The sequence below is a fragment of the Fructobacillus sp. ESL1096 genome, assembly GCF_058511985.1.
The window spans coordinates 1,144,387-1,164,023 of the sequence record NZ_CP196400.1 but is presented as its reverse complement, the minus strand read 5'-3'; the positions used below and the strand labels follow the sequence as shown (position 1 = coordinate 1,164,023).

Below are 19,637 nucleotides of genomic sequence, written 5' to 3'. Positions count from 1 at the left end.
ATATCTGAAAAAATATTTATGATTAAATTATTTCAATAAAAAATCGGTATATTTAAATATACCGATTTTATTCAAGTAACATAAATCAACAATTGCAATAAAAAAAACTGCTGCCAGTCTAAAAAATATCGGCATAGCAATTTTCAAACATTCTGGGAAACTATCAAAACTTAACGCTGGGAGCTTTACCACCTATCACCAGCAATGTTGTTACCCTGCTTGTTCCTTTTTTTAAAACTCTAACAGAAACTGTTCAAATAAAAAGAGTGGATCAACCGTTTCGGACTTCATCTTAATTTCCATCTGCAAAATATTTAAGAATCCGGCTCGAACCTGCCCCAACCGATAATGACTTAATGATTGCCGTGCCAACTTTACCCGATAAGGATGCACTTTCAAAGTGGCTCCTAACGACTGGTCGCTTCCGGTTGAACCAGCAACCTGTAATAACAGACGAAATTGGCCAAGCAGAAGGGCATTTAACCGTAACGGTGCTTCACCATTTTTGATGAGGTCATGGTACAGATGCAGGGCTTCGGCTTTTTTCTGTTTCAAAACCAAATCGGCCAAGTCAAAAGCCTGCGCCGTTGACTCCTTCGAAACTAGTCCTGTTACCCCTGTTAAATCAATCGTCTTTGTTTGACTAGCGTAAGCCAAGAGTTTGGGCAATTCAGCCAAGACTTGCGAGTAAGAGGCCTGAGTCCTTAACAGTAACTCTGCCTCAGCCTCTTGGTTGATTTCAACTCGTCGCTGGCCTAAGAACTGGTGCAGAGCCTGGCGGGTTTGGCGTTCATCCAATGCTGGCAAATCAAGCAGCTCAGCCCGACTCAAAACGAACTTGGTTACCTTTTTGCGTTTGTCTAAAGAGGCCTCATTGGCAAACAAAACCAAGAGGTTTCCAGGCACTGGTTGGTCCAGTGCTTCTTGCAAAGCCTTTTCTTGATTGGCCGTCAATTTCGATCCAGCCGTTAAAAAGGACGGATTTTCAACCAAAACTAAGCGGTGATCGCCGAAAAAAGGAGCACTTAAATAATCATCAAGAATTGGGTCCAGGCCCACTTCAGCGAAATCATAAGTCGATTGGTTCATTTCTTGCTCGGCCGGATCAATAATCGAAGCAAATAATCGGTGGGCTTTTTGAATTAACGCGGGCTCGTTACCGGTCACCAAGTACAGGTTTGGCAATGCCCCCTGATCAATTTGTTGTTTTACTGTTTGTAAGGTCATTGGTGCTTTTTACCTGGAAATGTCCTTTTTCGTGATTTTCATATACATATCTTAGCATACCTTGACGCCTGGTATCATAGACAATCATTTTTTGTCTAGCAGCAATTTCTAGAACCTCCTGATTTGGATGGCCATAACGGTTCTTTCGACCAGCAGAAATCAGGCCATAGGTCGGCTGCCACTCAGCAATCACAGTTGGATTTGTCGCTGTCTTTGATCCGTGATGACCAAACTTAACCACATCCGGACGAAAATCTGGATACCTAGCCAAGATCCTTTTCTCCCCAGCCTGATCCAAGTCACCAGCAGTAAATAAGACCAGCGGACCAATCCGACCACCCAGGGCAATGGAATCTTCATTTTCCCCACTTCCCTGTCGAAACGGGTGCAAAATCCGCAATGGCAAGTTAGCTGGCTGTACCTGATCAGTCACTGAAATAACCTTGGTTCGTCCCAAATAAGGCTGAACCTTTTTCAAAAAAGCTGGCTGCTCCGTCATCCCGGCTGGTAATAAAACTTGGTCAACTTGAAACATCGTCAAAATCACTCGAGCATCGCCAAGGTGGTCCTGATCCTGGTGAGACAACGATAACGTATTGATGCGGCTAATCCCACGTGCATGCAAGTATGGTACGATCACTGACCGTGCCTGCCCCTCCTGATTTTTCGGCCAACTCTGGTTTCGATGGAGCCTGTTTTCAACCGTTTCCTGGCTAGAAAAGCCTGATTTTTGAAATGAGACCTTGCCACCTGTATCGATTAAAGTCACCGATTGATTATATGGTTCTTTCAGCAGGGCCGCATCCCCCTGGCCGATATCAAAGGTTGTAAACTCGCCAGTTTTTGAAAAGTGTACTAGAAAAAATCCAGTTAAAAAAGCAAACAGCCAAGTAGCAACCACCCACCGACGACCAACTTTCTCGGCCCCCAATAAAAACCATGGAGCCAACCCCAAAGTCAGTAAAATTGGCCAAGGCAGTGCGCCGATAACAATTTTTCCTGGAAGATTGCCCATCCAGTAGACGGTTTGGTCAAATATTGTCACCGGCCAATTGGCTATGTCAGCCAGACCCGGTATCACCTGGCCGAAAAAAGCAAACAACACAACGGGTAGAATCACTAGCGAAAAAACTGGGATAGCAATCAAATTAGCAAGACTTTGCCAAATATTCCAAGTATACTGCTGGGCCACGATGAGGGGAAAGGACAAAACTGATAAAAAAAGTCCCTTTTGCCAAGCCGACCAATTTTCAGGTAAAACTGCTAAGGCCAAAGTTAAGAAAAATGACAGCTGCCCCCCCAGAGTCAATAAAATCTGGGGATGAACAAACAACGTCAATAATAACGACCATGACCAGATTTGAATCGAGGTAAACCGGTAGTTAAATGCTTGCGCAAAAATCCTGCTTTCACCAGTAATAACTGCACGAACAAGAATTGGCGGACAGGCCGTCAGCCAATAGAAGAAAATCAAACAAAGAGCCATTATGGCCAAAGTGATCTCCTGATAAAGGCCGGCCAAACGCCCCAGCCAACGAATGACAGCCATTAAAAAAGCGACATGGAAGCCTGATAGTGAAAAGAGATGAATCAAGCCTAATTCCTGAATTTTAGGGTTATCATCATACAAAGTCTGATCCTTTGAACCGAGTAAGAGTGCCAAGGCATAGTTACTTACTGGGTTAGGCAGTGCCTTAGCACGATCTGACAAAATTGCGTGCCAATAGTGAAATTGAGCATTCAGTCGGTCAAACCAGCTAGCTGTAGGATTTAACCGTAAGTCTACTTCTTGCAAGCGAACTTGATGAGTGATTCTCTTTGTTTTAGCGAAATCTTTAAAATCAAATTGATAAAAATTAGTCGCCGGCATAATTGGCGTAAAATCTCCCCGACCATGTAACAGAGTCGGGCAAGCCATCGACCGAAATCGTTTTAAATCTTCCGGGTTATGTGCCTGGTAGTAATAATAGACACGATCACCAGAACTTTTTAAGCGGCCAATGCCAGCAACACGCCCCTCAGAATTAGTAGTTTGTTCGTCTGGATAGGCTAGTATCGCAAATGACTGTCCTTTTTTATCGGGAAGATTAGCCTGACGATCTAATGTTTTTTGATCGATCAAAAAATACAATAAAAAAGCCAATGACAAGACAAACACGATCAACAAGTCCCTGCCACGCACTGTGAAAAGAGCAAGCAAAGTAAACAATAATGCCAAGCAGATGGTCAACAAATTCGACCGGTAAACCAATAATGACAAAGCGCCCACCAGCCAAGCAGCTTTCAACGTTGCCTGCAGCGTCATTAAACTGTTACCTGATTTTTCAATTGCTCAAAGCGTTTAGGACCAATGCCACCGACTTCTTTCAAATCCTCAACCGACTGGAAACGGTGTTTTTCTTCACGAAAAGCCACAATCTGCTCCGCCTTCTTGGGACCAATGCCAGCCAAAGTCTCTAACTCCTTGGCACTAGCGGTGTTTAAATTCACGAGTGTTCCCCCACTATTTCCTGAAGAACCTGCCGTTACGCCTGCTCGAACACCGCTAGCATTAGCAACTCCATTAGAGCCGTTGCCCCCTAGCTGACTGGGCCCTTCTTCGCCAACTTGTTCAATATAAAGCGCCTGGCCATCGACCAATAATTGGGCTAAATTAATACGATTACGGTCGGCTTGATCCGTTAAGCCACCAGCCTGTTGGATAGCGTCTTGGAGACGACTTCCCGTTGGCAAGTCGACCACTCCCTGGTGATTAACCGCACCCTTGAGATCAACCATCACGCGACCATTAGCATTGATTTTTCCCTTTTCATTCTTATTCACTATCTTTTCTTGTTTTTCATTGACCGCAGAGGATAGCCTGGGAACGGAGCTATCTTGCTTGACTTCCCGCGCTGCACCCAAGAAGTTCAATCGAAAAAAGACAACAATCACTGCCAATAAACCCAAACCAGCCACAATCAAATAGCGCCAGTAATCAATCAAACTTTCCATCATCCAAGTCAATAATTTTTTGTACGTCATCTGCTCGACCTCCTGGCCAATTAGACGAGGCGCAAACAAAAAGCCAACCCACTTTTTAGTACGAATAGCCAATTTTTTTGGATACGTACCAACGAGCTGTTGGCTGTTGATTATTGAAAATGTTTTTGTAAGGCGGTTACCACCACCGCTGGAACGAAAGCATCAAGCTTATCAGCACCAAATTTGGCAATTTCTTTCACCATCGATGATGAGACATTCTGATTTTCCGGTTTTGCCAAGAGCAAGACTGTCTCAACACTAGCCAAGACAGAATTGACTTCCGCAATATCACGTTCGTACTCAAAATCCTTGGCATTCCGGAGACCACGGACTAAGTATCTCGCACCAATTTCGCTCATATAGTCAACAGTCAAGCCGTCGACTTGGCCAACCTGAACGTTTGGTAAATCGGCTACGGCCTCTTCCACCAACTCCAAGCGTTCAGCCGGTGTGAACAACCCTTTTTTATTCGTATTAATTCCCACAGCCACAACAACTTCATCAAAAATTTCAGAAGCGCGTTGAATAATATCCAAGTGGCCGTTGGTCAACGGGTCAAAAGACCCTGGAAAGACTGCTTTTTTCATTTTCCCACTCACTTTTTTTCTTGAGGTTCGTACCGATAAAGGCTCACTCGAGTAATCCCATAATCCTTTTGCTTCAATAAATTTAAGTTAGGACCTGTCTTTGGTAAATCAGCAACTTGGTCGGATTCAATCATGATAATGGCCCCGGTTGCAAGCAACCCACCATCTTCCATTGCCGTCAAATCAGCCTTTAGCTTTTCCTGAGCATACGGTGGATCCAGTAGAATCAAATCAAAAGACCTTCCTTGACCAGCTAAACGACTTAACGCAGCAGTGGCTGGGACCTTCAAGACCGTAAAGGCCTCTCCAGCATGGGTTTTATCAATATTTTTCTCGATGACTTCGATGGCCGCTCGCTGGCGGTCTACTAAGACTGCATGGTCCATCCCCCGTGAAACTGCTTCGATACCTAGACCACCCGTCCCAGCATACAAGTCCAGCACCTGGCCACCATTGATATAAGGCATCAACATCGAAAAAATAGCTTCCTTAATTTTATCCGTTGTTGGCCGTGTTTCCCGTCCCTTGACGGCATCCAAGCGCAGACCACCAAACCTTCCTGCAATCACACGCATTAGGACTTTCCTCCCTTTTTAGCCGTTTCTTGATTCTGGTGCACAGTTTGGCCATCCTGCTGTTCATGACCCTGGCGACCGTTTTTTTTCCCTTGCTGATTTTGGGCTTGGCCAGCTGTCGCTTTTTTAGTTTCCCTGTCTTTTCCCTGATTGTTTGCCTTCGCTTTTTTTGCGTCAGGTTGATCCTTTCCAGTATCTTCTTGGGTCTGATCGTAAGCTTCAAAGAAAACATCATCATGGACATCACCCAAATCAGGATCAATATCGGGCCGCGGTGAAACTTTGACTGTCTTAACAAACCGATACTGGTTCAGCTTATCAATCGTTTTTTCAACATCAACTTCATCCAGATAAAGTTCAACATAGCCCATTCTCTTAGAAATGTAGCTAATGTCACCGAATTTTTTTAATTGTTCAATATGCTTCAAACCGCGTAAAAAAACATACACGGCTCGGCGTTCTTTCATGGTAAACATCTTAACGTTTTAATTCCCTTCGTGCCGCATAATCTTGCGGATTTGGTTGGATTAGTTCCTTGTCCTTGGCCGAGACGTTCAAGGCAATGCCAATAGCTGCCGAGAAAAAGACAAAGGATGAACCACCACCTGAGATAAAGGGGAAAACAACCCCAGTAATGGGCAATAATCCCAAGACGCCGCCCAAGTTAACAAAGGACTGCATTAATAAGAGACTAGCAAGCCCATACAAGAAGAGACGATTATACTGCCCCTTTTGCTTGATTCCTAAATAGACTAAACGACCGATTAACATCAATACCATCAACAAAACTAGACAGATGGCCAAGGCTCCCAATTCTTCTGCTGCAACAGCCATAATAAAATCAGTGTTAGATTCTGGCAGGTAAGGCTTCAGCAATGAATTTCCTAGTCCGACACCAAACAAACCACCATGCGAAATTGCGTAGTAAGAGTACAATAGTTGCCGACTCTGGTCAACGTTATGCCAAGGATTGACAAAGTTTGTCAAACGTCTGATGGCATAAGAAGACGAATTTCCCAGATGGAAAAAGCCGATAATATCCGGCAAAAAGACCAAGACAATAAAGAATAGAAGTAACCAAATGGCGCAAGCCCGAGAGGACATTCCCGCTGCCATCATCATCATTAACAAGACGGCTAAAGTAATAAATAGGTTGCCCAAATCGGGCATTAAAAGGTTCATCGACAACATTACGGCTGGTAAAAAGAGCTTTTGTAACATACCAGGAGCGGTCCATTGACGAATCTGACGCCTGAGGCCTGCTCGTGGCAACCAGGGCTTTTTATCGAACCAATGGGCAAAATACAAAATCAGCACAATCTTTGATAGTTCAACTGGTTGCAAGGTCACCGGTCCCAGGTTAATCCACCCATGAGCCCCGTTAATGGCCGGTGCTAAACGTGCGACAATCAGTAAACCGGTGGTTCCAACCATTAAAAAATTGAGCACGCTTTGTGATCGCAAAATAGAGCGATTCAATCGGAAAGTAACAAAGGCAATTGACCAACCCACAATCACAAATATCGCCTGCTTTGAAAAAGACATAATGGGTGATAAATAAGCATTTTGGGTCGCCGAAAAGACCATCACAATCCCGATGGCCGATAGCACGGCATAAGGCACCGCAATCCAGTAATCCAAACGTTCTAGCTTTTTAAACATTACCGCTCCAAAATATCTTGATAAACACTTTCATCTAAGGACTTTGCAATCGCTACCACTAAGGCCTGAGCCGCTTCAAAGTCAGGGATTGACCAAACCGTTTCATGAGTATGAATGTAACGAGATGCTACACCCAAAGCAACAGCAGGAAGACCGAAGCCTTGACCTTGGACGCCACCAGCATCAGTGCCACCCTTTGAAACAAAGTATTGGTAAGGAATATGATTATCCTCTGCTGTTTGTAAAATAAATTCCTTTAAGCGAGGCGACGTAACAACTGTCGGATCAAAAACGCGAATCAGCGTTCCCTGATCCATGACTCCTTGACGACCAACCGTACCATCAACGTCATTTGCTGCCGAAGAATCCACTGCAAAGAAAACATCTGGCTTCAACTGATTAACAGCAGGCTTAGATCCGCGAAGACCAACTTCTTCTTGAACATTTGCCCCGGCAATCAAAGTATTTGGCGTTTCCACTCCTTGCAATTCTTCTAGAGCAGATAAAATTGTTACCATACCAAAGCGGTTATCATAGGCCTTGGAAACCGCCCGGTTAGGATTAGCAAGACGGGCTGTCTTGGTGGCTGGCACAATAAAGTCTCCTGGACGAACGCCAAAAGTCTGGGCCTGGTCAGCAGATTCAAAACCAGCGTCAAAAAGAATATCATCAATCGTCAATTGTCCTTGACCACCCGCCTGACCACGCAACAAGTGTGGCGAAACAGAAGATGATACCACTGGATATTGGCCATCTTTGGTACAGAGTGTAAAGCGGTGAGCAGAAACAGTCATGGGGTTCCAACCACCCAAGGCAACCACTTGCAAAGCCCCGGTTGGTAGAATGCCAGAGACCATAAAGCCAACTTCATCCATGTGAGCAGCAAACATCACACGAGGACCATTGGACTGTTGGTTTTTCACACCAAAAACACCACCAAGCTTGTTTTGGTAAACCTCGTCAACTAAAGGCGTTAAGTCCTGTTTGAATGCTTGACGAACCTGACTTTCCTGACCAGATGTTCCCTGCAATTCCGTATATTTGACGAGTTGCTCCCAAGTATGTTGATCCATAACGCCCTCCTCAAGGTTTTTAATATAAAAGTTACTTTATTATAGCTTAGTTGAGGGGGACTGGCAAAGTTTCAGCTTCGTTGAAAAAGCTGAAGTCGCCTTGGCAGATAACTTTTGAAAAGACAATCAAAAATCCCCGATAAGGACTTTATCGAGGATTGATAGTTATAATAAGCAAAATGATTAACGCTTCTGTTTTTTCAAAATCAACGTCAGGCTGGTCAAAAACACAGCAACGGCAGCCAAAATGAAAGCCTGAAAGTGACTAGCTACAAAGCGAGCAGTCTTTGGTAAGGCAACCTTGGCAACCGGTTGTGCCGCAATTTCCGCTGGTGCAAAAGCAGGTACAGCTGTGCTGGCTTGCGATCTTCTTGGTTGGCTGGTAGCTGCTGGTTGTGACTTTTTGTCTACTGGCGTAGAGACTGTTGTGCCAGTTTCTGGAGTTAAATTTGGCGTACTTGGTTTTGACGGCGTGCTTGGTCCAAGAGAAGCATTCCCACCACCATCAATCTTTTCAACCATCACAGTCTTAGATTGTGTTGACAAGTTATCACCAGTCAAATTAACGGTATTTCCGTACGAACTAGCCTGGGCACCTGATTTCAAACGGGTCTCGTAAGTCAATACATAGGTTTGATTAATATCTCCAAAATCAATATGGAACTTAGAATCAGAATCCAGCGTTAATCTAGACAAATCAACCGGCAACGCCCCACCATCAGATGAGTCAACCGTCGAACCAAAACTATCTGGCACAAAGGTTGAATGACCATCCAACTGGTCAACAACTACCGCATTTTGAATGTTTTGCTTACGATAGTTAATTCGAACCTTCCAATGCAACAGTGTTGGATCCTTCAAATCAAACCAGCCAAATTTTGATAGAACTTCGGTTTTGTCAGGAGCACTCCCCTGATTGATGTAAATATCGGTGCTAGCACCGGGAACAACGCTGTGGTCCAGTTGCCAATTAATGGTGTTTTTCGTATTCAAGGAAACTTTAGACAAATCCCAGTTAGAATTAATTTCGAAATAGCCAGATAAGGCACGACTAACATTGGCAGCAGCACCATCGCTGGTGAAATGAACCGTAATTTCTCGGGTATTCTTATCCAGATGAGCATTGGCAATCACGCCACCATTTTGCTCATGAATTTGAAAATCAAGCGAATTTGGTATCTGAAAAACGTCAGGAACCACCACCGTAATGGGTTGATCGGTCGCAATGCCAGCCCCCTTAGGAATGTCGAAATTCCATCGAACCGTTAAATCATCGTAAGGATCAAAATTATCTGTTTGATGATTACTGGTTTTATAAACAGAAGCACTGGTAATGTAGGCTGAAGAAACATCTCCAGCAGAAACTTTTGTCATTGCCGGCCCAACACCGATTCCGAGCATTAACAAGAAACTAGCAAAAAAGACCAGTAAAGACCCATTTTTAAAATCAATCGTTTTCATAACTATCCTCACTTAAGTCATCTCATGATTTTTTGTCATATAAGCAACAATAATTACCAATATTTTAACATTTAATTCTTAAATATGACACTTTTAATCCAAATAAGTTTCTTTTTAAAACTAAAAATTAAGTCTAGCTATTGCTTCCTAGGGCCTATTATTACTATTTTAAGCCATCACATCAGTATCTAGGGTATAGTATCAATATTTTTATCCCAAAATGAACTTTTTAACTAATGATTTTTTATTTCAAATGCTACACAATAACGTTATAATAGTCATATAAGCAATAAAAAGGAGAAAATTATGTCGAGTCATTCATTACGCTACTTTATGGGGATTGATGGCCTTGTAGCCATTATCTTTGGTCTTTTAGTTGTCGTTCTACCCACCGATACGGCAACCGTTGCTGCGGCTATCATTGGTGTCATGATGGTTGCTTCCGGTTTATTTAAAATTGTTCATGCTATCAAAAACACCGCACTAACTGGTTGGAACAAGATTGGTGCTAGTCTGCTGGGATTTATTTATATTTTGGCTGGTTTAATTATCTTTATTAATATGCACGTTGCATCAGTTTCTGTCTTTATGGTTGTTGGTCTAATGGTAGGAATTGCCTGGTTGTTTGAGGGTGTTATCCAACTTTCGGTCGTTAGCCGCCTCGTTGATCACCAATCTTGGCTAAGCTTTTCAGCTGTCTTGCATCTTATTGCCGGTGTCTTGTTGATGGCTAGCCCTCTCTTTGGTGGGGCCTTATTGTGGATATGGTTAGGGGTTAGCCTCATCGTTCTTGGGGTCTACCGGCTTTTGATGTTTTTCCGTTTTTAAATTCTTTACTACATCACAATATTCGATCAAATTAGCATCGATTCCGTAAAAAAAAAGAAACTCCCAGAGATAGGCGATTTACTCCTTTTTCTGAGATTGAAATGACGATTATTAAAATTTAAAATTATAAACGGCGAACAATTAATTTTAAATTCATTTAATGTTCGTTTTTATTGAGGAATTTTGTTCATTTCACTCAGACAAAGCAAACATTTCTTGCTAAAATATTCAGGTAGGAAAAATATTATAAGGAGTCACTTATGTCCTTTCTCTCGTCATATTTCCAGTTTGAAAAACTGGGCACTTCTTTCAGAAAAGAAGTGGTCGCCGGCTTGACTACTTTTGTAGCCATGTCATACATCCTGTTCTTGAATCCAACCGTCCTTGGTGATGCTGGTATGAACAAGGGGGCCGTCTTTACGGCCACTGCCTTAGCCTCTGGAATTGCGACAATTTTTATGGGTCTGGTGGCCCGTTACCCAATCGCAATTGCCCCAGGTTTGGGTGTCAATGCTTTCTTCGCTTATTCCGTTGTTATTGGTATGGGCGTCAAGTGGCAAACTGCAATGGCTGGTATCCTAGTTGCTGCCGTTATCTTTTTGCTCTTAACCATGTTTAAGATTCGTGAAAAAATCATCGATGCCATCCCTTCGGATTTGAAAATTGCTATCGCTGCTGGAATCGGTCTCTTTATCGCCTTCATTGGTTTGCACAATGCTGGTTTGATTGTAGCCAACAAGGATACGATGGTTGCAATGGGCTCATTGACCAACGCCAACACGCTCCTAGCTATTTTTGGAATCGTCTTGACCTTAGTTTTGCTGGCCGTTAACACACCAGCTGCCATCTTCGTTGGGATGATTGGTACAACAATCGTTGGCTTCATCTTCGGTTTGATTAAGATGCCAAGTTCAATCATTGGTTCTGTTCCTTCCTTAAAGCCAACTTTTGGAGAATCAATCAACTACCTCGGTCACATCAATACCTTCCAAATGTGGGTTGTCGTCTTGACCTTCTTGATTGTGACCTTCTTCGATACGGCTGGAACGTTGATTGGCTTGGCCGAACAAGCTGGCTTCATGGAAAACAACAAGATGCCACGTGCCGGTAAGGCTTTGATGGCCGATGCCGTTGGGATGACCGCCGGTGCAGTTTTGGGAACTTCACCAACTTCAGCTTACGTTGAATCATCATCAGGAATTGCCGTTGGTGGCCGTTCTGGTTTGACTTCGGTTGTAACTGGTTTGCTCTTCTTCGCTGCCCTGATTTTCTCACCATTGTTGTCAGTGGTAACGGATGCCGTGACTGCCCCTGCTTTGGTAATCGTTGGAATCATGATGGCCAAGAACTTACAAAAGATTAAGTGGGAGGATTTGGCTGTTGCCGCACCGGCCTTCTTGGTTGTTGTTGGTATGCCATTAACTTATTCAATTTCAGATGGTATTGCCCTTGGCTTTATCGTTTACCCAATCACGATGGTTGCTACAAAGCGTGCAAAGGAAGTTAACTGGTTGATGTACCTCTTAGCCGTTATTTTCGTCTTATTCTTGTACTCAACTCATAGCTAAATCAGCTTGATGCTGACGACAAAAAAAGCGTTGGAATTAATCTTCCAACGCTTTTTCTTTGCTTTTATCAATCTTATCCCTGGGCCTTTGCCCGCAAATCCTTGGCATTCGCCAGGGCGGCATCGGTTACCTGATTACCAGAAAGCATCATCGCAATCGCTTGATCACGCTGATTTTCCGGCAGATCTTTAACCTGTGTCACCGTCCGATCGTTCAGATTAAACTTCTCAATCAAGAAGTGGTGGGTGGCCGCTGCGGCCACTTGGGGTAAATGGGTGATGGCCATGACCTGAGTCTTCTCGGCAATTGTTTGCATCTTCTTGGCAATGGCGGAACCAACTCGACCAGAAACACCAGTATCAATTTCGTCAAAGACAACCGTTGGTAGGCCATGTTGGGCAATGAAAATCGTTTTTAAAGCCAACATCAGCCGTGAAGCCTCACCACCGGAAGCTGCCTTTTCTAGTGGCTTCGTTCCTTCCCCCTGGTTGGTTTGAACAAAAAAGGCTACCCTGTCTGCTCCGCTAGGCAAAAAGCCTGTAACGGGGGTGAATTGAACTTCAAAATAGGCTTGTTCCATCAGTAAGTCTGCCAACTCACGGTTAACTGCTTTCTCCAACTTCTTAGCCACCTTTTGTCGGCTGTTGGTCAGTGCTTGAGCAGCGGCAACAATTTTCTTCTTGATCGCTTCCTTTTCCTTTGTCAATGATTCCAAATCAAAAGAGCCACCATCTAAATCGGCTAGTTCGCGATCAACCTTTTGCTGGAAGGCTAAAATTTCATCGACAGAGTCGCCATACTTCCGCTTTAGGTTATGAATAACCTGCAAACGATCATCGATTTCCACCAAAGCCCCCTCGTCAAAGGTCAAATCAGAAACTGCCTCGTCTAAATCACGACCGGCATCCTGCGCAGCATAGTAGGCCTCGGACAACGATTGAGCCAAGTTTTCAAAGTCTTGGTCATAGGAGGCAGCCTGAGTCATTGCTTGATGAGCGGCAGCCAAAAGGTCAATCGCACCGCCATCCAAACCTGGATTCAAGGCCTGCTGTGCCTGGTCTAGGGCATCCGCAATCTTTTTATGGTTTGCGAGCTTACTCCGATCGGCCAAGAGCCGATCTTCTTCTCCCGGTTGTAGGTTGGCTTCTTTCAGCTCTTCTTGCTGAAAAGACAGCAGGTCCAACCGCTGGTTAATATCCTGCCTTCGATTTTTTAGTTGATCAATCTGGCGGGTCAGATCACGATAACGGTCAAAAAGCCCTTGATATTCATCCTTAGACCGGCTTAAATCAGTTTCGGCAAACTGATCCAACAGGTCTAAATGGTGGTCCTGATTTAACAGCAGTGAGGTATCATGCTGGCCCTGGATTTCAACCAACTGAGCCCCAAATTCAGACAGCACCTTGAGAGGCACAATCACCCCGTTAATCCGCACAATTGACCGCCCCTTATGGTTAAACTCGCGGTAAATGACAACTTGGTCGTCACTTAGTTCAATCCCAGCAGCACTCAATTGTTCTCGTAAGCCAGCAGCTCGGTCGCCTACAAGGGAAAAAACGGCCTGTAAGACGGCCTTGTCGGCCCCCTTACGAATCATTTCCGTACTGGCCCGGCCACCGGTGACCATGGCCAAAGCATCAATAATAATTGATTTTCCGGCACCTGTCTCACCCGTTAAAACGGTTAATTGGTCGTCAAATGACAAGTCAACTTGGTCAATAATCGCAAAATTTTGTATGGTTAATTGTTCAAGCATCCTGCATCCTTTCTACCAGTCAGTTTCAGTTGCCAGCCTGGTCTAACTGGCCATGGGCAGCAGCAACTACTTCATCAATCGCAACACTTGAATCAATTTGAGCCTCATCAGACCGCCTGAGCCAAGCCAAAAATTCAATATTTCCCTGCCCACCTTTTATTGGTGAGTAGGTTAAACCAGCAACGGTAAAGCCATTTTCCACCATCATTGGCAAAGTTGCAGCCAAGACCTGACGGTGAACAACGGGATCCTTGATGATGCCGTGCTTCCCAACTGCTTCTCGACCCGCTTCAAATTGAGGTTTAATCAAGGCTGCCACTTCTCCACCCTGGGCAATAATGTCCTTCAAGGTCGGTAATATCAGCGACAAAGAAATAAAGGAAACATCGATAGTTGCCCGCGTAGGTTGGCCCTCCAAAAAGTCAACCAACTTAGCATAGCGAAAATTAGTATTTTCCATGACCGTCACACGGTCATCAATTCGCAGCTTCCAAGCCAACTGGTTGGTCCCAACATCCAAGGCATACACATGAGCAGCACCGTTTTGCAGCGACACATCCGTAAAACCACCCGTGGAAGAACCGATGTCTAAAACAATTTGGTCGGCCATGGCCAGGCCAAAAGTCTCGATCGCCTTTACTAATTTATAGCCACCACGCGAAACAAAGGGCAATGGTTCACCCTTAAAGTGTAATTCAGTTGTAACCGGGATCTTTTCACCCGCCTTATCCAGCCGTTGCTCATTTTCGCCAAGAATTTGCCCGGCCATAATGGCTCGCTTTGCCTGTTCTCGAGAGGTAAAGAGTCCCTGTTGGACGAGTAAGACATCCACACGTTCTTTTGCTACTGCCACGATTTACGCTCCAATTTTAGCCAAAAGGCTCGTTAATAATTCTGAATCAAAGTTTTCATTTTCCTGAGTTAAATCAGAAAGAGCCTGCTTAGCCCGCTTTGTTAACTGGACCACCAATTCATGCGCCTGGTCTCGCCCAACTAAGTGAACCAAGGAGACAACGCCTTCTTCTTGATCTTGGTCATAATCAGCCAAATCATCTTGAATTTGGAAAAGTAGGCCAAATGCGCCAGCAAAATCAGCCAAATGGTTCAAATCTTTTGCAGCAAGGTTGACATAATGGCCACCAATCAAAGCAGCCGCTTGGAGGAGATCAGCCGTCTTTTTTTGGTAGACTTGATCCAAAACAGCTGCTAAGGCGACCTGGTCCTCATTGATATCATGATTTTGCATATCTAAGACCTGACCCAAAACCATCCCGTTAGCACCAGCTTTTTCAGCTAACGTTGCCACCATGGCGACCTTTTGCTCGGCATTTACGCCCGTCAGAGCAGTCAAGAGAGCAAAGGCTCCCGTCTGCAACGCATCCCCCACCAAAACGGCGCTGGCTGGGCCATAAAGGGCATGAACAGCTAGTTGTCCGCGACGGTAGGCATCGTTATCCATTTCCGGCAAATCATCGTGGACCAAGGAATAAGCATGAACCCACTCAAGGGCCGTGGCAGCCTGAATGGCATCCACCGTGATTTCTTGGCCAAAGGAATCAATCACGGCCAAGGCTAACAATGGTCGCAAGCGTTTTCCGGGTGTTAAGAGTGCATAGGTCAGCATCTGTTTCCAGTCACTGGAGGACTTTTTTGGTCCTTGCTGATCAACCTCAGCTTTTAAAGCCGCATTAACCTGTGGCTGATATTTTTTTGAAAAATTGTTAAATTTAGTCATGGTTGGTTAGTTCCAAATCAGTCAAATTGCCATCATCATCCATAACCTTAGCCAAAGTTTTTTCAGCATCCTGCAGGGTTTTCTGCAGGTCCTTGGCCAAGGAAACGCCCGTCTGAAAGTCCGTTAAAGCGGTTTCCAAGGGACGGTCGCCCTTTTCCAAAGCCGATACGATAACTTCGAGTTGTTTTAACTTATCTTCAAATGATACTTTTTCAGCCATTTTATTCTCCTGTAATTTGAGCGGGCACTTCACCATCCGCAAAAGTTAAGTGGACCTGGTCCCCAACTTGTAAATCAGCTTTTTGCTTGATAACCTGATCTTTTGGTCCCTTCACAATCGTGTAACCCGCCGCTAAGATTTTCAGTGGTGACACCAAGTCCAACTTCGTGCTGGCTAGGGAAAGAGCCTCCTGGTAAGGTCGTAACAATTGCTTTTGCTCTTTGACTAGGCCATTTTTTGCCTGTTGAAAGCGGTATTGTTTTTGTTCGAGCTGACGATTAAAGCCACGACCAAGGCGACTCGTTAATTGGTCAACTTCCTGCTGGTAGGCGGCGTATAATCGGTCTGGTTGTTGCATAATTGGGCGATTGACAATTTGGTCTAAGACCTGCTGACGTTGGGTAATGGTTTGCCGTCCAGCAACCACCAAGCGTGTCTTCAACTCAAACAAGCGATCAAGGATGTTTTGCCGCGTCACCGGTGTTGCGAGTTCTGCTGCTGCCGTTGGTGTTGCTGCCCGGCGGTCAGCAACCAAGTCGACCAGCGTATTATCCGTTTCATGACCAACCGAAGCAATCACGGGTGTTTTTAATGCCGCCACCTTACGTACCAGAGCTTCATCATTAAAGGCCCAGAGGTCCTCAATTGACCCACCACCTCGTCCAATAATGACCGTGTCGAAGTCAAGGTCGTCAATTCGATTCAGCTGATTCAGTAACGATGGCACCGCCCCTTCACCCTGGACAACCGCCGGTAACAAGATTACCTGGGCATCCGGCAAGCGCCGTTCAACCGTCTTAGCAACGTCTTCAACCACAGCTCCCGTGGGTGAAGTAATCACGGCAATCTTTTTGGGTAGTAATGGCAAGGCCTGCTTTTCTTGGGCAAACAGTCCTTCTTGACTCAGCTTTTCCTTCAACTGATTAAGGGCTAAGAAAAGGTCACCAATACCATCAGGCGTCATTTGGTCTAAAATAATCGAGTAAGAACCAGATGGTTCATAAATCTGCACTCGGCCAATGGCCAGAACCTTCATCCCCTCCTTGGGCTCAAACTTCAATCTTGACGCATAGGAAAACATCGTTGCTCGAATGACTGATTTACCATCTGGATCCTTCAAAGAAAAATACAGGTGGCGCCCCTTTCGATTGCCTAGGTTTGAAATTTCTCCCGTTAAATAAACCTTGGCCAAGTATGGATCACGGTCAAATTTTGCTTTCAAATAGCCGGTTAACGCACCAACTGTCAGGTACTGTGACGAATCTGCCATTAAGGCCTCCTAGAACGCATTCTTAGTTCATATTATACCAGAGAAATCATTCAATAAAAAAACAGCTAACCGAAGTTAGCTGCTTAGTTTGGCATGCCAGATTCGCTCTGACGGGCGACTTGAACAAAGTTCAAGTAAGTCTACGTCACCACAGTCAAAGACTGTTAGTCATGGTGAGATAATGGCATTCCACAATACCATTATCACCTACGCCAAATCCGTGGCTGGTAATTTAATACAGTAGGCCGCGTGTGCGTTCTAAAAACGCATTCGACTCATCGCATACTTTCATTATGCCAGAGCCCTCGGCAAAAAGCAAGCATACCCAACCAAACCAGTGCTTTACAGGCAAAGTGGCAAACCGTATAATAGGCACATGATTATCATTGAACAGATTAAAACAAAAGAACTGGTCCAAATGGGCCCGGCAAAAGACCGTGACTGGGAAGACTTAGCCGTCCCCGACATGGACCAAAGTCCAAAGGACCTGGTCAAGGAAGTCATTGAGGCTTACGACCTCGGTGAACTAATTTCCCAAGCCCATACAGCCAATCCAAAGATTCTAAAGGCCACCGTAGAAAAGCACCATGCTTCCTACCACTTGTCTGCTAAAATCAGATTGGAGTAAAAAAACAGCTTGTAACATCTGTACTTCGCTAGAAAGCAGGTGTTATAAGCTGTTTTTATTTATTTTTTACTAGCACCCTTTGCATCAGCTTCGTCTGCTTTAGTAGGTTCTTCAACAGCCTCCTGCTCGGCTTGTTGCTGATTTTCCATGATAACCTGCAGCTGGTCATCGAACCAGGCAGCTGCCTTGGCAAAGACGCCATCACTGTCATCTAGCAGGGCTGCTAATGAAGACAATTTAGCAATCTTTAACCGTGACTTGGAGACGTTTGGGTTATCAACGATTGTATAAACCTGCAGGTCGTAGTCCTGATCGGTATAAACCAATTTCTTCTCCTGGTTGGCGTAACGCAATGGCAAGTTAATCACGTTGACTTCCAAAGAAAAAGTTGTGCCCCCCTCTTCAATGCCACCGTCAATATCTGCCTTTGCCATCGCCAAATTTTCTTTTTGGGCTAGAGGCAAAAAAGCTGAAAAAAGGGCATCTAAATCAATGCTCTGGCCATCCTTGACTGCTAAGGTTTCTTGAACATAATTTTGCTCTTCAATTTGATCGATAATGGCTTGGCCATTGATTGACATAGTCTGTCACTCCCCTTATTTCTAATAAAAAAAGTATAGCATAATCCGCTATACTCATTAAACACTTTTATCAAAATCAGACGAGTGGCAAGCGCCGTTGCAAAGTGTACTCGATTGATGGGAAAACATAAACTAAGTCGTTCAACTGTTCCTTAGTCATCTTCATTTGAATGTAAGGCACAATCGTATTAATGGTATTGTCAGCGTTATTCGACTTTTCCGCTGCGCCAACCAAAGCCTTGCTATTTTGATCAAAAATCAGTGAAAGCTTCGCCCCCTGCTCATTTTCTACCTGACGATACCAGTCACCATCATAAGAGGCTTCCACAACTTCATAACGATCAGGTTCTGCCAAGGCCTGGTCAAGGTGAACCCCAACCTGGGCAATTCTTGGTGAGGTGAAGACAACTTCTGAAATTGCTGGATAAGCAATTGGTCCGTCGTTGTCCCCCTTAAAACGAGCAGTCAAATATCGGGATTCAAAAGCTGCGGTTGGCGTTAACTTTGGTATCTGCTTGTCAACAGCATCACCGGCTGCATAAATATTTTCAACCGACGTTTGCAAGTATTCATTCACCACAATCCCACGCTGGTTGGCTTCGACCCCGATTGCCTCCAAATTCAACTGATCATGGTTTGGCACGCGGCCGGTTGCATCCAAGACATAGTCAGTTGTCAATTGGAACTCATGGTCGCCGGTCAAGGTAATTTGACCAGCCGCACTCTTTTCAGCACTCTTGATGTTCATATCGGGAATAAAGCGAACACCACGGGCCTTCAAATCAGCCTGGACTTCGGCCACATACTTGGCCGGGAACTGACGCAATAAACGGTTTGACCGGGTAATCACATCAACCTGAGCCCCCACAGCGTTAGCAATCGTCGCAAATTCAATGGCCACGAAGCCACCACCCAAAATAGTTACATGCTTGGGCATATGTGGCAAGGAAAGAAAGTCAGTCGAATTTTCAAAAAGTTCATGGCCTGGGACATCCAAGACGTGGGGACGTAACCCAGTAGCAATGACAATCTTATCGGCCGTGTAGGTTGTGCCATCAACAGCAACCGTATGTGAATCAACAAACTCGGCATGGCCGGTGATTGTCGTGATGCCAACGTTATCCAACCGTTCCTTGCCGTGGGCATCCTGTGGCACAATCAATTCGTGCTTGTGGGCCATCAAATCTTCCCAGTTAACAGTTGGGACACCATCAATTCCCCGACCCTGAAGGTCTTTGACTCGGTTAATTAATTCCAAAGGCTTATCCAAGATAATCTTGGCATTGCAACCCTTATTCGAACACACACCCCCGTATTGGCTTTCTTCAATCACGGCCACCTTAGCGCCAGACTTAGCCAGTGGGACCGCGCCGTTCCAGCTTGCCTGTCCGCTGCCAATGTATAGTACTGAAAAATCCATTGCGTTCCATCCTTTCATTTCA

At 44.8% G+C, this 19,637-nt stretch carries 19 protein-coding genes; 3 read left to right on the top strand and 16 right to left on the bottom strand.

The window, feature by feature from the left end; translation table 11 throughout:
* Positions 1-231 precede the first annotated feature (231 nt).
* The 9 genes from holA to ACSYSR_RS05680 form a co-directional block, all read right to left on the bottom strand.
* Positions 232-1,227 (bottom strand): DNA polymerase III subunit delta, encoded by a 996-nt coding sequence (gene holA, locus ACSYSR_RS05720; RefSeq protein ID WP_489815846.1) that lies wholly within the window; start codon positions 1,225-1,227, stop codon positions 232-234.
* On the bottom strand, positions 1,196-3,532 hold the full coding sequence (locus ACSYSR_RS05715; RefSeq protein WP_489815847.1) for a DNA internalization-related competence protein ComEC/Rec2: 2,337 nt from the start codon (positions 3,530-3,532) through the stop codon (positions 1,196-1,198). Before ACSYSR_RS05715 ends, holA begins: the two co-directional genes overlap by 32 nt.
* Complete coding sequence (locus ACSYSR_RS05710; RefSeq protein WP_489815848.1) at positions 3,532-4,251, bottom strand: helix-hairpin-helix domain-containing protein; 720 nt, start codon at positions 4,249-4,251, stop codon at positions 3,532-3,534. The genes ACSYSR_RS05715 and ACSYSR_RS05710 overlap by 1 nt, the downstream gene beginning before the upstream one ends.
* Positions 4,252-4,361: 110 nt before the next feature.
* Entirely contained in the window at positions 4,362-4,838 is a 477-nt protein-coding gene (coaD, locus tag ACSYSR_RS05705; protein ID WP_489815849.1) for a pantetheine-phosphate adenylyltransferase, read from the bottom strand.
* An 8-nt stretch (positions 4,839-4,846) separates the two neighbouring features.
* Complete coding sequence (gene rsmD, locus ACSYSR_RS05700) at positions 4,847-5,413, bottom strand: 16S rRNA (guanine(966)-N(2))-methyltransferase RsmD (protein ID WP_489815850.1); 567 nt, start codon at positions 5,411-5,413, stop codon at positions 4,847-4,849.
* On the bottom strand, positions 5,413-5,880 hold the full coding sequence (locus tag ACSYSR_RS05695) for a YlbG family protein (RefSeq protein ID WP_489815851.1): 468 nt from the start codon (positions 5,878-5,880) through the stop codon (positions 5,413-5,415). The genes rsmD and ACSYSR_RS05695 overlap by 1 nt, the downstream gene beginning before the upstream one ends.
* 10 nt (positions 5,881-5,890) lie before the next feature.
* Positions 5,891-7,075: an FtsW/RodA/SpoVE family cell cycle protein gene (locus ACSYSR_RS05690; protein ID WP_489815852.1), complete on the bottom strand. Its 1,185-nt coding sequence runs from the start codon at positions 7,073-7,075 to the stop codon at positions 5,891-5,893.
* A complete protein-coding gene (gene pepA / locus ACSYSR_RS05685; RefSeq protein ID WP_489815853.1) occupies positions 7,075-8,148 on the bottom strand; it encodes a glutamyl aminopeptidase in 1,074 nt (357 codons plus the stop codon). The genes ACSYSR_RS05690 and pepA overlap by 1 nt, the downstream gene beginning before the upstream one ends.
* Before the next feature lie 183 nt (positions 8,149-8,331).
* A complete protein-coding gene (locus ACSYSR_RS05680) occupies positions 8,332-9,609 on the bottom strand; it encodes a collagen binding domain-containing protein (protein WP_489815854.1) in 1,278 nt (425 codons plus the stop codon).
* Between the two features lie 306 nt (positions 9,610-9,915).
* Between ACSYSR_RS05680 and ACSYSR_RS05675 the strand changes: the two genes are divergently transcribed.
* On the top strand, positions 9,916-10,437 hold the full coding sequence (locus ACSYSR_RS05675) for an HdeD family acid-resistance protein (protein ID WP_489815855.1): 522 nt from the start codon (positions 9,916-9,918) through the stop codon (positions 10,435-10,437).
* Positions 10,438-10,697: 260 nt separating this feature from the next.
* A complete protein-coding gene (locus ACSYSR_RS05670) occupies positions 10,698-12,005 on the top strand; it encodes an NCS2 family permease (protein WP_489815856.1) in 1,308 nt (435 codons plus the stop codon).
* A 73-nt stretch (positions 12,006-12,078) separates the two neighbouring features.
* Here the strand turns inward: ACSYSR_RS05670 and recN are convergent, their stop codons facing one another.
* Genes recN through xseA form a run of 5 tightly spaced genes read right to left on the bottom strand, consistent with a single transcriptional unit; the run spans position 12,079 to position 16,986 of the window.
* Entirely contained in the window at positions 12,079-13,761 is a 1,683-nt protein-coding gene (recN, locus tag ACSYSR_RS05665) for a DNA repair protein RecN (protein ID WP_489815857.1), read from the bottom strand.
* 25 nt (positions 13,762-13,786) lie between these two features.
* Positions 13,787-14,617, bottom strand: coding sequence for a TlyA family RNA methyltransferase (locus ACSYSR_RS05660; protein WP_489816524.1), 831 nt, complete (start codon positions 14,615-14,617; stop codon positions 13,787-13,789).
* Entirely contained in the window at positions 14,618-15,496 is an 879-nt protein-coding gene (locus ACSYSR_RS05655; protein WP_489815858.1) for a polyprenyl synthetase family protein, read from the bottom strand.
* Entirely contained in the window at positions 15,489-15,716 is a 228-nt protein-coding gene (locus ACSYSR_RS05650) for an exodeoxyribonuclease VII small subunit (protein ID WP_252773678.1), read from the bottom strand. Before ACSYSR_RS05650 ends, ACSYSR_RS05655 begins: the two co-directional genes overlap by 8 nt.
* Position 15,717: 1 nt before the next feature.
* Positions 15,718-16,986, bottom strand: coding sequence for an exodeoxyribonuclease VII large subunit (gene xseA, locus ACSYSR_RS05645; protein ID WP_489815859.1), 1,269 nt, complete (start codon positions 16,984-16,986; stop codon positions 15,718-15,720).
* 376 nt (positions 16,987-17,362) lie between these two features.
* Between xseA and ACSYSR_RS05640 the strand changes: the two genes are divergently transcribed.
* On the top strand, positions 17,363-17,614 hold the full coding sequence (locus ACSYSR_RS05640) for a hypothetical protein (RefSeq protein ID WP_252773676.1): 252 nt from the start codon (positions 17,363-17,365) through the stop codon (positions 17,612-17,614).
* Between the two features lie 59 nt (positions 17,615-17,673).
* On the opposite strand, the gene ACSYSR_RS05635 is transcribed toward ACSYSR_RS05640, so the two are convergent.
* A complete protein-coding gene (locus ACSYSR_RS05635) occupies positions 17,674-18,195 on the bottom strand; it encodes a hypothetical protein (RefSeq protein WP_489815860.1) in 522 nt (173 codons plus the stop codon).
* A 76-nt stretch (positions 18,196-18,271) separates the two neighbouring features.
* Positions 18,272-19,615: a dihydrolipoyl dehydrogenase family protein gene (locus ACSYSR_RS05630; RefSeq protein WP_489815861.1), complete on the bottom strand. Its 1,344-nt coding sequence runs from the start codon at positions 19,613-19,615 to the stop codon at positions 18,272-18,274.
* Positions 19,616-19,637 lie beyond the last annotated feature (22 nt).

Bases quoted from the DNA above. Each gene is read 5' to 3' on its own strand.
- ACSYSR_RS05655 (WP_489815858.1), bottom strand. From the start codon at position 15,496: ATGACTAAATTTAACAATTTTTCAAAAAAATATCAGCCACAGGTTAAT.
- ACSYSR_RS05675 (WP_489815855.1), top strand. From the start codon at position 9,916: ATGTCGAGTCATTCATTACGCTACTTTATGGGGATTGATGGCCTTGTA.
- ACSYSR_RS05690 (WP_489815852.1), bottom strand. From the start codon at position 7,075: ATGTTTAAAAAGCTAGAACGTTTGGATTACTGGATTGCGGTGCCTTAT.
- rsmD (WP_489815850.1), bottom strand. From the start codon at position 5,413: ATGCGTGTGATTGCAGGAAGGTTTGGTGGTCTGCGCTTGGATGCCGTC.
- holA (WP_489815846.1), bottom strand. From the start codon at position 1,227: ATGACCTTACAAACAGTAAAACAACAAATTGATCAGGGGGCATTGCCA.
- xseA (WP_489815859.1), bottom strand. From the start codon at position 16,986: ATGGCAGATTCGTCACAGTACCTGACAGTTGGTGCGTTAACCGGCTAT.
- ACSYSR_RS05710 (WP_489815848.1), bottom strand. From the start codon at position 4,251: ATGACGTACAAAAAATTATTGACTTGGATGATGGAAAGTTTGATTGAT.
- ACSYSR_RS05670 (WP_489815856.1), top strand. From the start codon at position 10,698: ATGTCCTTTCTCTCGTCATATTTCCAGTTTGAAAAACTGGGCACTTCT.
- recN (WP_489815857.1), bottom strand. From the start codon at position 13,761: ATGCTTGAACAATTAACCATACAAAATTTTGCGATTATTGACCAAGTT.
- ACSYSR_RS05635 (WP_489815860.1), bottom strand. From the start codon at position 18,195: ATGTCAATCAATGGCCAAGCCATTATCGATCAAATTGAAGAGCAAAAT.
- ACSYSR_RS05715 (WP_489815847.1), bottom strand. From the start codon at position 3,532: ATGACGCTGCAGGCAACGTTGAAAGCTGCTTGGCTGGTGGGCGCTTTG.
- ACSYSR_RS05650 (WP_252773678.1), bottom strand. From the start codon at position 15,716: ATGGCTGAAAAAGTATCATTTGAAGATAAGTTAAAACAACTCGAAGTT.
- pepA (WP_489815853.1), bottom strand. From the start codon at position 8,148: ATGGATCAACATACTTGGGAGCAACTCGTCAAATATACGGAATTGCAG.
- ACSYSR_RS05630 (WP_489815861.1), bottom strand. From the start codon at position 19,615: ATGGATTTTTCAGTACTATACATTGGCAGCGGACAGGCAAGCTGGAAC.
- ACSYSR_RS05695 (WP_489815851.1), bottom strand. From the start codon at position 5,880: ATGAAAGAACGCCGAGCCGTGTATGTTTTTTTACGCGGTTTGAAGCAT.
- coaD (WP_489815849.1), bottom strand. From the start codon at position 4,838: ATGAAAAAAGCAGTCTTTCCAGGGTCTTTTGACCCGTTGACCAACGGC.
- ACSYSR_RS05680 (WP_489815854.1), bottom strand. From the start codon at position 9,609: ATGAAAACGATTGATTTTAAAAATGGGTCTTTACTGGTCTTTTTTGCT.
- ACSYSR_RS05640 (WP_252773676.1), top strand. From the start codon at position 17,363: ATGATTATCATTGAACAGATTAAAACAAAAGAACTGGTCCAAATGGGC.